This window comes from Methanothermobacter sp. THM-1 (assembly GCF_009914355.1).
Classification (GTDB): domain Archaea; phylum Methanobacteriota; class Methanobacteria; order Methanobacteriales; family Methanothermobacteraceae; genus Methanothermobacter; species Methanothermobacter wolfei.
Genome location: NZ_CP044013.1, coordinates 243,870 through 257,500, shown reverse-complemented (window position 1 = coordinate 257,500; position 13,631 = coordinate 243,870). Strand labels below are relative to the sequence as shown.

Sequence of the window (13,631 nt, the reverse complement as noted above, 5' to 3'; positions counted from 1 at the left end):
CTCTCGGTGAAATGGGCGTAACCCAGTATGTTGCTGGTTCACCAATAGGTCCGGACAAAGAAAAATCAATAAAACTCCTGGGAGAAGTTATAGCAAGCTTCTAAACTCCCTGAATTTTTCTTTTTTTAATTATAATCTTTCTTTATAAACCTGCTAACTGATTTTTATACTAATCTCAAAGACCCGCGTCTTATTTATCCATATAAATTTCAGTATTAAAAGTTTATATAAATCAGAATCAGATCTATCAACAATAAGAACTATTTTCAAGAGATTAAAATGATGGGTAAACTCGTATTCAGAAACAGGAAAAGGGCCATTAAAAGGATGAAGAAGAGGAGCCCTGAAGAACTGGCAACAGCCTGGATGCAGAATGACCTGCTCTATTCTGGGCCTGGAAAGGCAATATTCATGATACTCCCAACCATCGGGTGCTCATGGGCCCTCTCCGAGAGTGGCGGCTGCACAATGTGCAGTTACATATCAGATTCACACCTTGAACCTGTAGGATCAGATAAAATCATTGAAATCTTCGAGAAACTCATCTCAAGGTACGATATACAGGAAAAGACCGCTGTGAAGATATTCACATCAGGAAGCTTCCTGAACCCCGCCGAATTCCCTGAAGATGCAAGAAACCACATACTGGACCACCTTAACACAGTTGATGGTGTTGAGGAGATAATATTCGAATCAAGGCCAGAGTATGTTAAAGAAGAGATACTCAGGGAATGCTGTGCCAGGGCCCCTGATAAAATCCTTGAGGTCAGTATGGGTCTTGAAACACTGGATGAGCGGACAAGACTCATTAAGATAAACAAGGGCTTCAGTAACAGGGACTTTGAAGATGCTGTTAAGATTATAAACAGATTAAAGGATGGATTCATGGTAAAATCAAAGGTTTACATCCTTGTAAAACCCATACTCACCTCAGAGAAGAATGCTATAAAAGAGGCCGTTGATACGGCAGTCTACGCTGAAAAGATTGGTGTTGACAGGGTTTCATTCTGTCCTGTGACCATACACCGGGGAACTTTGCTTGAGGATCTCTGGCGGAGGGGTGCCTACAGACCGCCATGGATATGGAGCCTTGTTGAAATAATAAACAGGACACGTGAATCAGTTTCAATACCATCAATAATGGATACATCGGGTTTTGGAACTTCAAGGGGGCCTTTCAACTGTAAAAAATGTAACAGAGACCTTAAAAAGCTTATAATACGGTCCAACCTTGAACAGGTCCCTGTTCCTGAATATGAATGTGAATGCAGGGCCAGGTGGAGTGCTGAAAGGGAATTTTCAGAGCTCACGGGTTCAGTTGAAATAAGGTACAGTGAAGACACCTGAAACCCTATAGATCATTCGAGGATTCATATGATAGGTATAAGTGCTGATTTTGACCCGGTCCATCTTGGACATGTCCGGCTGATAGAGAAGGGACGGGAAATAGCTGATGAAACAGGAGACGAAGTGGTTATATACCTTAACAAGGATTTCAGTGCAAACCACGCCCCATTCTTTGTCCCCTACCATGCCCGTAAGGAAATGGCCCTTGCTGCAGGCGCTGACAGGGTTGTGCCCATAGAAGGCCTTCATTACAGGCTCACACTGGCCTACACCGTCCCCATACGGATAGCCATGATGATAGAGGATGGAGTGGTTGACTATGTTGATGCTGCCAACGTATCCCCTGACCTGATAATCCGGAAGGCCAGGGATTTCGCATCAAGGGGCATATTCAGCGGCATACCCCGTGAACTGCCAAACAGGAACGTTATAAGATGGTTTGCGGTTAATGAATTCCTTTACGGTAAATACGGCAGAAAGATGAGATTCCATATAATCCCCGAGCTCACGGTTAATGGTTCAAAGATTTCAGGGAGAGAGATAAGGCAGCGCATAATTGAAAATGATATGGAAATACCTGAAGATGTGCAGAAACTCCTACCAGAGACCACGGTGAAGATCCTTGAAAGGGAAATAGATAGGGGAACCGTACCAGGCAGGAGGGACCTTGAAGCCATAACCGGCAGGATGAACAACCTCTCCCAGGCGGATCTCATGAAAATCGCCTACCTGAATGCTGATGCCGTTAACTCCATCATAAAAAACAGGAGATACTACCGGGAGAATCAGATATGGGCTGCCTTCAGGAGGGCAGGTTACGGTCCGGTCCTGACCAGACTTGCCATGAGTTCCCTTGAGATGAACGTTGAAAGGTCTGAGGTGAAGGACCTCATTGACCATTATACAGTAAAGGGGTGGATCCCTCCCGAGCAGAGCACTGAAAGTGTGATGAAAAGGGCATGGTTTGTTTCAGAGAAGGTAAGGGAAGGTATGGATTCCCGTGAAGCCAACAGGATATTTATGGAGAAGCGCCCTGATGTTACCCCCATCAGGTCCTTTGAGGCTGGCTTAAATCTCAGAAAACATGAGGTTAAAGTCCTGAGGGATGGTATGGATGCGGGGATCTACGTGGACCGGCAGGGTGTTCTATCATGTCAGATAAGGGATGGTGTTAAGATAAGGAGCCCCCTTCACCTCAGGGCTCAGCTTGCAACCTACCTGAGATTCATAATCGACTCACATATAATACCATTCCATGGGAAGGTTTTAAGGAAGAAGGAAGGTTTCAGGATTCTTATAGATATCGGTTAAACTCAAGTATTCCCTTTTTTCAGCAGCTCCCGGCCTGATTTGTCAATTATCATCATTTATTCCTTTTTTCAACAACAGGACATTTCCAGTCCCTGCAGAAAGTCATAACCATCTTACCGGAATCTGTGATGATATAAATCCGCCAGCACTCATCGTCATACACCTTAAACCTGACATCAACCACCTTTCTGCCAACGAGCTCCATAAGATTTTCAGCACATTCCCTCTCAAAGCTGGATGTCATCTAGTCACCATAGGGTTATATGTGTCTCCTTATTTATATCAGTGTCTATAATTACATGACCAGCCCATGGCGGCCCCCAAGGAACTGATAAATGGATAATCACCCGCCTACTCCTTCATCTCAGCAGATGCCATTAGATTCCTAATCACCTTACTGCTTCAAGTATGTCCCTGTAATCTTCACTTTCATGGGGTAATTCCATACTTGAGATTCTCTTAAAGACCTTCATGATACAGCCGGTCATGACAGGGTCCATCACGGTTGATAGCATTTTTTCAATTTCATGAATTTCCTCGTAACGTCTTTCTGCGTGTCCTGCTGAACTCTTAATCCTTGAAATGGATGATTTCCTGAAATCATCCCCTTCAGTATATTCAAGGACCTCCAGAACGTCCTCTTCCAGACCCATCCGGTATGCTGCAAGGAGTGTCTCCCATAGGAGTGCTGAAACACCCTTGGTGTAGCTGCTACGGAGCATTTTAAGGGCCGATGCATCCCCCACCCTGGAACCCCTCAACTCAATATTGAGGCCGTAGTCGTTGAGTGCCATGAAATCCCCTGCATGTTCACCGGAGGCTATTATCCTCACATCCGCCCCTTTTCTCCTTACACTGCCCATTATGGCTGCATCCACAACCCTCCCATTTTCTATGTATGAAAGGGCCCTTTTAACTGTCAGGGGTGCGATATTATTTACATCAACATATGTTCCCCTCACATGGGCTCCTGCCATCCTTGCAGCATCAACTGCAGAGGCCGGTGTTACAGCGGATATTATTATATCTGCAGAATAGACCTCCTCTGGTTCTGAGTCAGTTACACCAAGTTCCCGTGCTCTCCTCATGGTCCCCGGGCTTCTGCCCTCCAGGGATGTGAATACCTCGGCCCCCTCCTGGATCAGACGAGCAGCCAGTGTGTGGGCGACCTCACCGAAGCCTATGAATCCAACCCTCAAAGATATCACCTCTTCCTATGATCCTATTGAATCATCATTAATTAAATACATCACCGGATGATGAGCTGGTAGAGCATGTAGACCCCTGCAGTTATTATCAGGGCACCTGAGAACTTCCTGATGTATTCAGTCCCTGCCATGACCCTTCTTATGGTGATATCTGCTGCCAGGTAGACCATGAATAGGGCTGACCAGAATCCTGCTGTGTAAAGGCCCATGTTAACTGCGCTGAAGATTACAGCTTCTCCTGCAGCAGAGTATGCCATGAGACCAAGGAGGTAGGGACTGTAACATGGCGTCCATGCAAGGGAAGTTAACAGTCCCTTCAGGAATGGATTTTCTGTTAAAGGGACTCTGAAGGACACTCCTGGAGTCCATTCAGTTAAAAGTAAGTAACCCATCAGAATCAGAAGAGAGGAGCTTACAATCCTTGCATAGAGGAGATAGTGGGTGACTGCTGCTGTGAATATGGCTGTGAGTGTGATTATGAAGATAAATATGGTCATGAAACCAGCGAAGAAGATTATCGTGTCCTTCCCCCCGCCCCTTACCGCCTCTGAAATAAGGACCGGTACGAGGGGTATTATGCATGGTGACAGGACCGAAAGGACGCCTGCCATGAATGAAAGGATGTATGTCTGCATTTGGACTCCTCAGAGGAAGGACATGAGCTCCTGGGGGCTCATATAGCCCTCAGATCTCCTTATCTGGTTTCCAGATGAGTCGAGTATTATTATGGTTGGAACACCGTATATCCTGTACTCTGATGATAATTCAGGGTTTGAGTCTACATCGATTCTGACACCGATATAGTTCTCTGAAATCCTTTTCATTACCTCATCATTCTGAAGGGTGTCCTCCTCCATCTGCCGGCACGCAGGACACCACGAAGCGGAGAATATAACCAGAACATCCTTACCGGTCACTGATGCCTTCTCAAGGGCCTTATCAAGGCTTGTGTGCCATTCAAATCCATCTTCCTTCACTGCAGGGTCAGGGCTGCTGTGGGGCTGTGAAAAGTAAATTATAAGCACAGCAAGGACTCCCATCAGAAGACCTGCCATGACCCATTTTTTTAACTCATCCATAAATGACTCCTAAATTTTTACTGCGACATTATCTCCCCTTTCAACTCCCATGTCCCTTGCAATTGCATGGCACTTGGCATTGAGGAGGCAGAATGTTTTCCTTGAGACCTCAGGCATCTCAGTGAGGCCCTCGTAGTTGCCCATGCCCTTTGCAATTACAAGTTCTGCTTCCTCAAGGGTTTTCCTGAATTCATCTGAGATTTCACTGTAGACAACACCGACCGAGTCCGTGCCTGTTGTAATGATGTCAGCCAACTCATCTATACCCGCCTCAAGGGCATCCTCCATGCATGCATCATTGAGTATGGGTCTGCCCTTAACAGCAACCTTCACGCTGACATCATAGTCGAGTAGTTTTTCGATGAGAACCCTGTCAAAGAGTATCTCACCGGTATTGTCCACCAGGTAGAGGACCTCACCGGCATCATCCAGCATCTCCTCAAGGAGGGGGACATGGTTTATCCTGAGGGGTGATCTGAAGGATTCCTCTATACCTGTATGGTGGTCGAAGTCCATGCCGAGGGCTCCGAAGTCTATTATGTTTCCTGTTATAGCAACCCTGACGTGGCTTTCAAGGTCCCGGTGTTTCCTGAGGTACTTCTCTGCCACGGGAATGAATTTCCCTGCAATATCAGTGGATCTCCTCTTGAGGGGGAGGTAAGGATCCTTTATACCCGTCATTTCCTTTATTAATCTGTGGACTGCGGTTCCAATTTCATTTGAGACCATCCCATCAGTGAACCTTTCATTTAAGAGTTCAAGGATCTTCTCCATGACCCTGAGTTTGAGTTCTTCATCATCGGTTGCAAGGTCCAGGGCCTCCCTTGCCTGCCTCATGAAGCATGGTGCGCATTCATAGTAGACCTTCATCCTGATAACCCCCGGTTCATCCACCGTATATTACCCTTATAACCTCAATGATGTCTCCATCACTGATTTCATCTTCCTCGATTATCAGTTCACCGTTCTTCCTGATAACAACAGTTTCGATGGGAATTTCAAGTTCATCCAGAACATCCTTAACTGTTTTGTTCTCTTCTGATTCCATTATCCTCTTTTCATCATCGATTATGACCGTGAATTTCATGCTTACACCACCTTTTTGCTCATATCAGGGTGCCTTCAGTCCTCACCCTTCAGTTCTGAGAGGAAAGTGCATGCCTTGCACAGGTCTCCTGCTGAGGGTTCACCGCATTCCATACAGGTCCCTGATTTCTGTGTGGATGAGAACTCTGCCCTGATGACGTCCCTTATCCTATCAAATCCCCTGAGGGTGGAGTACATTATTGTTGGTCTCTTGACGGATATCTGTTTCAGGAAGTCCCCAATCTCCCTTCTGAAGGATCCTGATGCATAGGGACATCCTGCCAGGTGAGCTTCAAGTCCCCTGGCAAGGACATAGAGGCCCACCTCCCTTTCCGGGATCTCCCTGAGGGGTTTTATCTTCGGTATAAATTTTCCGCCGGCGGATGACGTTATGGGACCTATCCTTGTGAGGTTCTCGATGTTTCCTTCAAGGTAGTTCATGACTATGGCCTGGGTTTCATCGTCCAGGTTATGGCCTGTGGCTATCTTTGTTGCCCCTATCTTTTTAGCCTCCCTGTTGAGTATCCACCTCCTGAAGACACCGCAGTAGGTGCAGGCCCCCCTTGAGGGGTTCTGCATGATCTCATCAAGGGTTATGCCGAGGTATTCCCTGAAGCTCACAGTCCTGTGGGGTATCTCCCTCTCAGTGCAGAACCTTTCAGCTATCCTCACACCGTCCTCACGGTAGCCTCCTATGCCCTCGTCTATGGTTACCGCTTCCAGTTCTATCATGTTTCTCTGCCGGAGCTCGTCAAGTATATCCGTGACCATGATACTGTCTTTTCCTCCGGACAATCCCACAAGTACCCTGTCACCGCGTTCTATGAGTCCCTGTCTCCTTATATCCCTCATAACCTTCTTTCTGGTGGTCTCTATGAAGCACTGGCTGCAGAGTACCTGTCCTGAATATTTCCTATTTATTATAACCTTTTCAGAGCCACATCTCGTGCACTGCATCAGTTAAACTCTCCCTGTAAAACCTTTATCCAAACCACATCCCGTAAATGCAACGGTTGAACTCTCCCTGTGAAAGCCTTATCCAAACCACATCCCGTACAATACATCAGTGAACTCTCCCTGTGAAAATGAGTGCATTTACATGGGAAAGAGTTTTCTGAAGAGTTCAAAGTCCTGTACGTAACCTTTACCTGTCTTCAGGGCGATTTCAGCCTTCTGTAGTTCTGCCCCAAGGTATGCTGCATGTTCCATTCTGCTTACAAGATTTCTATTGATGATTTCCTCATATATTTTTTTAGCACTGTCTGATGTGATGGTCACCACAGGCTCCATTTTATCGTATAGAACCGCCCTTATCATCCCATCCTCCACCGTAATCTTGAAGCTGCCCTTCCTGTCCCTTACGAATTTCATACCCCCCTCGGCCATGATTACAGGTACATTGATGTCCTCCTTTATCCCCCGAACCGGTCTTTTGTCCTTGAAGAGTACAAGGTTTATTCCAAGGTCCTTGGGCACGGATCCCCTGTTCTCTGCAAGGAACATCATCTTGGATGCCACAGAGAGTTCATAGACGCTTCCCCTTGTCTTGCCGCTCTCTTCGGGTGTGAAAAGTACGCTGACACCAAGTTCCATTCCAATACTTGCAAGGAGTGCGTTGACACCTGTTGAGTCTGTATCAAGGAGTTCTGTGACGTTCCCGATTCCAAAGAATACAGGTTCAGGGTTTCTTTCAGCATAATTCCTGCAGGCGATGATGGATTCCACTATGCTTCTGCTGTTAACCGGGTCAAGGACAGGGTCTGCAATAACATCCAGTCCATGGCATTTTCTCCGGAGCTCCTCAAGGGATCCAACCCTCTCCTCAGGTGTCTCAGGGACCCACCCCTCACTGTAATCTGTTGGGAGGATCACCGCCGGCACACTGTTCTTTTTAAGGACACCCATGACCTCCCTGTAGTTTCCATGGTCAAGGCTGAGGATCATGTCAGCACCGCATTCTGCCGCGACTTCAATTTCAGAGGGGTTGAGGCTGTCAATGCTGACCGGTGTGTTGCCTGCAGCCGAACGTGCAGTTTCAATTATCTCCGGGATCATGTCTGAATTGTCCTCTCCTGCTATCATTCCAAGGTCGATCATGTCTGCGCCGCTTCTTATGAAATACTCTATCCTTGCCTTCAGTTTTTCCTCAGACAGGAAGGGTGCGTTTGCAACCTCTGCAAGGACCCTCATTGGAAAGTCCCTTCCAACAGGCAGTCCGCCGACAAGTATGTTTTCATCCCTTTCAAGGAGCCTCTTCCTCCTTTCAACATCCTTTTCAAAGTCTTCTATGAACTTCAGGGCTCTTTTTCTCTGCTCCTCCTCTATTAATTTATCTGCAGGTTTCTTTGTTGATAGTTTAAGTTTTTCAAGGAGGTCCAGGACTATGGGGAGGTCAGCTGCATCTGTAGGGCCCTTATAGGCAGGTATCCCTGTTTCGTCCTTTATTATTCCGGCATCCTTCGGTATGAGTCCTGGTATGATTATGATGTCTGGTTCATCTGATGCCGAAAAGTTCATCTTACTGATCTCAGATATTATCCTTCGTGGTGTTAAAAAGGCCGCGATCGGGATTTCAACGACGTGAACATGAACCTCATGGTCTGAAACAGATGATGCCTGCCTCACGGTGCTTTCTGCGAGTTTTCCTGTGATTATAAGGACCTTCATTTCATTACCCCTATTAATTTTAATGGACCAACATGTATATATATTAAAAATTTATAATGATTAACAATGAGAAATGGAGGTAAACTATGATCGAAATTCGCTTTCATGGACGCGGTGGGCAGGGCGCTGTTACAGCGGCAGAGATTCTAGCCAAAGCTGCCTTCGAAGATGGTAAATATTCACAGGCATTCCCCTTCTTCGGTGTTGAACGTAGAGGCGCTCCCGTTATGGCATTCACAAGAATTGATGATAAGCCAATAAGAAGGCGTTATCAAGTTTATAATCCTGATTATGTACTTGTACTTGACGAAGGACTTCTTAATGTTGTTGATGTATTCTCAGGTATAAAGGATGGGGGTGTGGTCTTACTGAACACCGCAGGGACTTTCAGTTCAGAGAAGGCCGAGGTGTACACAATCGATGCCACAGGAATAGCCCTTGAGAAACTTGGAAGACCCATCGTAAACACGGTGATGCTTGGTGCCTTTGCAGGGGCAACAGGTATCGTTGGTATTGACTCCCTTATAAAGATCATAAAGGAAACCTTCCCCGGCGCCATAGGGGAAAAGAACTCAGAGGCTGCTGAGGTCGCCTATGAAAAAATGAAGGGTTCAAGGTGAAGATGATGGAATCACTTGGAGCAACTGTCAGGGAACCAGGAAGCACACGTAAAAATAAGACGGGCAGCTGGAGGACATTTAAACCTGTTCTCGATAAGGATAAATGTATAGACTGTGATAACTGCATCCTTTTCTGCCCCGAAGGCTGCATAAATAAGGAACATGACATTGACTATGATTACTGTAAGGGCTGCGGGATATGTGCAGAGGAATGCCCCGTTAAAGCAATCAAAATGGAGAGAGAAAAGTAGGAGAGACTTTAAATGGTTCTTAAAGTTATATCCGCAAATCAGGCCGTTGCAGAGGCTGTTAAACTTGCAAAGCCAGAAGTCATCCCGGTCTACCCCATAACCCCCCAGACATCCATATCAGAGTACCTTGCAAAGTTTGTAGCCGACGGCGAACTCAGAGCAGAATACATAAGGGTTGAATCAGAGCACAGCGCCATGAGCGCATGTGTGGGTGCTTCAGGCGCCGGTGCCCGTGTATTTACAGCCACATCATCCCAGGGGCTGGCACTCATGCATGAGATAATCTATGCGGCAGCAGGGCTCAGGAACCCTATTGTAATGGCAAATGCAAACCGTGCCCTCTCAGCCCCGCTTAGCATATGGAACGACCAGCAGGACTCAATAGCTGAAAGGGACTCTGGATGGATGCAGATATACGTGGAGAACGGGCAGGAAGCCCTTGACTCAGTACTCCTATCCTACAGGGTCTCGGAGGACAGCGACGTGCTCCTGCCAAGCATGGTCTGCTTGGATGGATTCATACTGACCCATACAGTTGAACCCGTAGATATACCCTCCGAGGATGATGTCGCGTCATTCCTGCCCGAATTCCAGCCACAGGCTGTCCTTGACCCTGAAACACCCATGTCACTGGGGACCTTCACGGACCCTGAATATTACATGGAGGCACGATACGAGATTGAAATGGCCATGGAGAATTCCAGAAAGGTCATTGAAAGGGCTAACAGGGAGTTCATGGAAATATTTGGCAGGGAATACGGTTTTGTTGAGGAATACAGGTGTGAAGATGCAAGCATAGTGCTTGTGGCTATGGGATCAGTCTGCAGCACCATAAGGGAGGTTGTTGATGACCTCAGGGACAGGGGAGTTAATGCCGGACTCCTCAAGGTGAGGATACATAGACCATTCCCTGTCAAGGAGATTGAGAAGGCTGTTAGGAATGCTGATAAAATCGCGGTGCTTGATAAAAACATAACCTTCAGTGTTGGAGGAGCCCTCTACACAGAGATCAGGGCAGCCCTTCCTGATAAAGAAGTTTATGGCTTCATAGTGGGTCTCGGTGGACGGGACATCACACCGGCACATATTGAGGAGATTGTTGAAAAAACAGAGAATCCTGAAAGGAATGTTACATGGATTGGCCTCAAGGAGGAATCACGATGAAAATACCTGAAGAAGAATTTCTGGCCCCCGGACACCGCGGATGCGCTGGTTGCGGTGCAACAGTTGGAGTCAGACTTGCGCTAAAGGTTCTGGGTAAGAACACGGTCGCGGTTTCAGCCACAGGATGCCTGGAGGTTATAACAACCCCCTATCCTGAAACTGCATGGGAAATACCCTGGATACATGTGGCATTTGAAAACGCTGCTGCGGTGGCATCAGGGGTTGAGAGAGCCCTAAGGGCAAAGGGAAAGGACGATGTTAATGTTGTGGCCTTTGCAGGTGATGGTGGAACAGCAGACATCGGACTGCAGGCACTCTCAGGTGCAATGGAGAGGGGCCATAACATAATCTACATCTGCTATGATAACGAGGCCTATATGAACACGGGTATACAGAGGAGCGGTTCAACACCCTACGGTGCCTCAACAACAACATCACCCCATGGAAAGGAAAGCTTCGGTGAGGACAAGCCAAAGAAAAACATGCCCCTTATAATGGCGGCCCACGGGGTGCCCTACGTTGCAACAGCATCCATATCCTACCCTGAGGACTTCATGGAGAAGGTTAAAAAGGCAGCTGAAACAGATGGTCCCGCATACATACACCTCCATCAGCCATGCACAACAGGGTGGGGCTTTGATCCGTCAAAGACCATCGAGCTTGGAAGGCTTGCAGTTGAGACAGGATCCTGGATACTGTATGAGATAGATGATGGGGAGTTCAGGGTCACCTACAGGCCCGTCCAGAGAAAACCAGTTGAGGAATACCTGGACGCCCAGAAGAGGTTCAGGCACCTTACAGAGGAAGAGAAGGCGAAGATCCAGGAGTATGTTGACAGGGTCTGTGCGGATCTCAGGATATGAGGGGGATGTGGTTTGCAGAAAATCGTTATTCAGCCAGAACTCTGTGATGGCTGCAGGGACTGTGAGGAGGCCTGTGAAAAACTTTATGGCGCCTCAAGGATAATGATCCGGGAGGTTGAAGGAGTATACTATCCAATAATATGCCAGCAGTGCGAAGACGCCCCCTGCAGAACAATATGTCCCACCGAGGCCATTGATGATGACGTTAACCCTGAAAGGTGCATCGGATGCGGGCTCTGCATGCTGGTATGCCCCTTCGGTGCCGTGGTTATGGAGGGCCGCAAGGCCCAGAAATGCAACCAGTGCCCTGACCTTGATACACCTGCATGTGTAAAGGCATGTTCAAAGAGGGCCCTCAGCAAGATAGACACTGAGAAACTCAAACTTGAAAAACAGAACAGGTTCATATCAAAAATGTCAGGTGTAAGTAAGGGTCAGAGGAGATCCGACGTCCTGGACATCCTCACAGCCAAGAGGAAGGCCCGGCAGAAACTTGAATAGGAGGATAAACAATGAAAGAACTGGTTTCAAGCCCGGAACTCTGTGACGAGTGCATGCGCTGTGAAAGGATCTGCCCCAGAAACGCCATAAGGGTCATAGATGGTGTTCCTGTTTTCTGCATGCACTGTGCCCCTGAGAGAGCCCCCTGCCTTAACATATGCCCTGAGGATGCCATAACTGAAATCGATGGGGCCATAGTCATCCTCCAGGAGAAGTGTATTGGTTGCGGACTCTGCCGGGACGCATGCCCCATAGGCGCAATAACCATCAACGAGAGGGGCTGTGCAGTGAAATGCGACCTCTGCGTGGACAGGGAGAAACCCCTCTGCGTTGCTGTATGCCCGAAGAACGCCCTCAGTGAAAGTTCGGAGGACATGATGGCAGCGAAGAGGGAGAAGATAGCGGAGGAGCTCAGCCGCCTCAAAAAGATAATGAAATACTAAACTTTTTTTTAGATTTATATGGTGATTCCATGATAGGTCAGGAAAGAATCCAGGAGACAGTGTGCCGTTTATTTAAGGAGGCCGTTACCAGTATACCAGAAGACGTTACCCTTGCACTTAAAAAGGCCTATCTCAGGGAGGAAGATGAGCTGGCCCTCCTTAACCTGAAGGCAATCCTTGATAACATCGAAATGGCCCGAAAGGAGGAGGTTCCTGTGTGTCAGGACACGGGACTCCCCATAGTATTTGTAAGGCTCGGTGACGTGAAGGTTGAAAACCTCTATGAAGCCGTGGCTGAGGGTGTTAGAATGGCCACCATGGAGGTGCCCCTCCGACCGAACGTTGTGGATCCCCTTAGCAGGGAGAATACAGGGACAAACACCGGCCACCTCATACCCCAGATTGATGTGGAACTCGCTGACACCGACAGCCTCGAGATAACGGTGCTGCCCAAGGGCTTTGGTTCTGAAAACAACAACGCCCTCATGATGGGTCTTCCTGGAGATGGAATTGATGGTGTTAAGGACTTTGTGGTCAGGACCGTGCTTGCTGCCGGTGGAAAGCCCTGCCCCCCGTGATTGTTGGCGTTGGTATCGGGGGATCATCAGACCTTGCAATGAAACTCGCCAAGAAGGCCCTTCTTGGACGCGTGGGTGAAAGAAACCCTGATGAAACCCTCGCAGCCCTTGAAGAGGATATACTGAGATCAATAAATGACTCAGGGATAGGACCCATGGGTATGGGTGGGAGGACAACCGCCCTGGATGTTAAAATAAAAACAGCCCATACGCACACTGCGGGTCTCCCTGTGGGTGTCTGCATACAGTGCTGGGCGGCAAGAAGGTCAACCACAATCCTCAAGGATGAATAATCAGTATGCGAGTGCTGATTCAGTTCTTAATTTTTCCAATCCACCAAGTTAAATCATTATTTTTTAAGTGAATAACAGAATCTGATGTGTGGGTTTAGAAATATATTATTTTAAGTGAATAACAGGATTTATCTGATTTAGAAGGCTAAATCATTATCTGGTACTGAAAAAAAGCCATCAGTGAAGAGCAGAAAGCACCTTAACTGAATAAAAAACATAT

17 protein-coding genes and 1 pseudogene (1 of these 18 only partly in view) are annotated in these 13,631 nt (G+C 47.4%); 10 read left to right on the top strand and 8 right to left on the bottom strand.

What is annotated here, in order from left to right; genetic code table 11:
- From mer to FZP57_RS01345, 3 genes are all read left to right on the top strand, one after another.
- Positions 1–104 carry the final stretch of a 5,10-methylenetetrahydromethanopterin reductase gene (gene mer / locus FZP57_RS01355; protein WP_074358437.1) on the top strand. 862 nt of this gene lie to the left of the window's left edge, so the window shows 104 of its 966 coding nt (coding positions 863–966); its start codon lies beyond the left edge, outside the window; its stop codon occupies positions 102–104.
- Positions 105–279: 175 nt separating this feature from the next.
- Complete coding sequence (locus FZP57_RS01350; RefSeq protein WP_074358436.1) at positions 280–1,347, top strand: archaeosine biosynthesis radical SAM protein RaSEA; 1,068 nt, start codon at positions 280–282, stop codon at positions 1,345–1,347.
- Between the two features lie 27 nt (positions 1,348–1,374).
- Entirely contained in the window at positions 1,375–2,658 is a 1,284-nt protein-coding gene (locus FZP57_RS01345) for an adenylyltransferase/cytidyltransferase family protein (RefSeq protein WP_191216352.1), read from the top strand.
- 52 nt (positions 2,659–2,710) lie between these two features.
- Here FZP57_RS01345 and FZP57_RS01340 read toward each other — a convergent pair whose 3' ends face one another.
- The 8 genes from FZP57_RS01340 to FZP57_RS01305 all read right to left on the bottom strand — a co-directional run bounded on the left by FZP57_RS01340 (position 2,711) and on the right by FZP57_RS01305 (position 8,698).
- Positions 2,711–2,902, bottom strand: a complete 192-nt coding sequence (locus FZP57_RS01340) for a hypothetical protein (RefSeq protein ID WP_074358434.1) — start codon at positions 2,900–2,902, stop codon at positions 2,711–2,713.
- Between the two features lie 145 nt (positions 2,903–3,047).
- Positions 3,048–3,857, bottom strand: coding sequence for an NAD(P)-dependent oxidoreductase (locus FZP57_RS01335; RefSeq protein ID WP_074358433.1), 810 nt, complete (start codon positions 3,855–3,857; stop codon positions 3,048–3,050).
- Positions 3,858–3,907: 50 nt separating this feature from the next.
- Positions 3,908–4,501, bottom strand: a complete 594-nt coding sequence (locus FZP57_RS01330) for a cytochrome c biogenesis CcdA family protein (protein WP_191216351.1) — start codon at positions 4,499–4,501, stop codon at positions 3,908–3,910.
- 9 nt (positions 4,502–4,510) lie between these two features.
- A complete protein-coding gene (locus FZP57_RS01325; RefSeq protein WP_074358431.1) occupies positions 4,511–4,945 on the bottom strand; it encodes a thioredoxin family protein in 435 nt (144 codons plus the stop codon).
- Positions 4,946–4,954: 9 nt separating this feature from the next.
- Positions 4,955–5,815, bottom strand: coding sequence for a DUF89 domain-containing protein (locus tag FZP57_RS01320; protein WP_074359695.1), 861 nt, complete (start codon positions 5,813–5,815; stop codon positions 4,955–4,957).
- A 16-nt stretch (positions 5,816–5,831) separates the two neighbouring features.
- Positions 5,832–6,032, bottom strand: a complete 201-nt coding sequence (locus FZP57_RS01315) for a MoaD/ThiS family protein (RefSeq protein ID WP_074358430.1) — start codon at positions 6,030–6,032, stop codon at positions 5,832–5,834.
- A gap of 35 nt (positions 6,033–6,067) precedes the next feature.
- On the bottom strand, positions 6,068–6,988 hold the full coding sequence (locus tag FZP57_RS01310; protein WP_074358429.1) for a TIGR00269 family protein: 921 nt from the start codon (positions 6,986–6,988) through the stop codon (positions 6,068–6,070).
- A 138-nt stretch (positions 6,989–7,126) separates the two neighbouring features.
- Positions 7,127–8,698 (bottom strand): dihydropteroate synthase-like protein, encoded by a 1,572-nt coding sequence (locus tag FZP57_RS01305; protein ID WP_074358428.1) that lies wholly within the window; start codon positions 8,696–8,698, stop codon positions 7,127–7,129.
- Between the two features lie 86 nt (positions 8,699–8,784).
- Here FZP57_RS01305 and porC point away from each other — a divergent pair, with 86 nt between their 5' ends.
- From porC to FZP57_RS01270, 7 genes and pseudogenes are all read left to right on the top strand, one after another.
- Positions 8,785–9,318, top strand: coding sequence for a pyruvate synthase subunit PorC (porC, locus tag FZP57_RS01300; protein ID WP_074358427.1), 534 nt, complete (start codon positions 8,785–8,787; stop codon positions 9,316–9,318).
- 5 nt (positions 9,319–9,323) lie between these two features.
- A complete protein-coding gene (porD, locus tag FZP57_RS01295; protein ID WP_074359694.1) occupies positions 9,324–9,569 on the top strand; it encodes a pyruvate synthase subunit PorD in 246 nt (81 codons plus the stop codon).
- A 12-nt stretch (positions 9,570–9,581) separates the two neighbouring features.
- Positions 9,582–10,733: a pyruvate synthase subunit PorA gene (porA, locus tag FZP57_RS01290; protein ID WP_074358426.1), complete on the top strand. Its 1,152-nt coding sequence runs from the start codon at positions 9,582–9,584 to the stop codon at positions 10,731–10,733.
- A complete protein-coding gene (gene porB / locus FZP57_RS01285; protein ID WP_074358425.1) occupies positions 10,730–11,596 on the top strand; it encodes a pyruvate synthase subunit PorB in 867 nt (288 codons plus the stop codon). The genes porA and porB overlap by 4 nt, the downstream gene beginning before the upstream one ends.
- 12 nt (positions 11,597–11,608) lie before the next feature.
- Positions 11,609–12,097 carry a 4Fe-4S dicluster domain-containing protein gene (locus tag FZP57_RS01280; RefSeq protein ID WP_074358424.1) on the top strand — a complete coding sequence of 163 codons (489 nt, stop codon included), beginning with the start codon at positions 11,609–11,611 and terminating at the stop codon, positions 12,095–12,097.
- 11 nt (positions 12,098–12,108) lie between these two features.
- On the top strand, positions 12,109–12,540 hold the full coding sequence (locus tag FZP57_RS01275; protein WP_074358423.1) for a 4Fe-4S dicluster domain-containing protein: 432 nt from the start codon (positions 12,109–12,111) through the stop codon (positions 12,538–12,540).
- 29 nt (positions 12,541–12,569) lie between these two features.
- A pseudogene (locus FZP57_RS01270) lies at positions 12,570–13,411 on the top strand (fumarate hydratase).
- Positions 13,412–13,631: the final 220 nt, after the last annotated feature.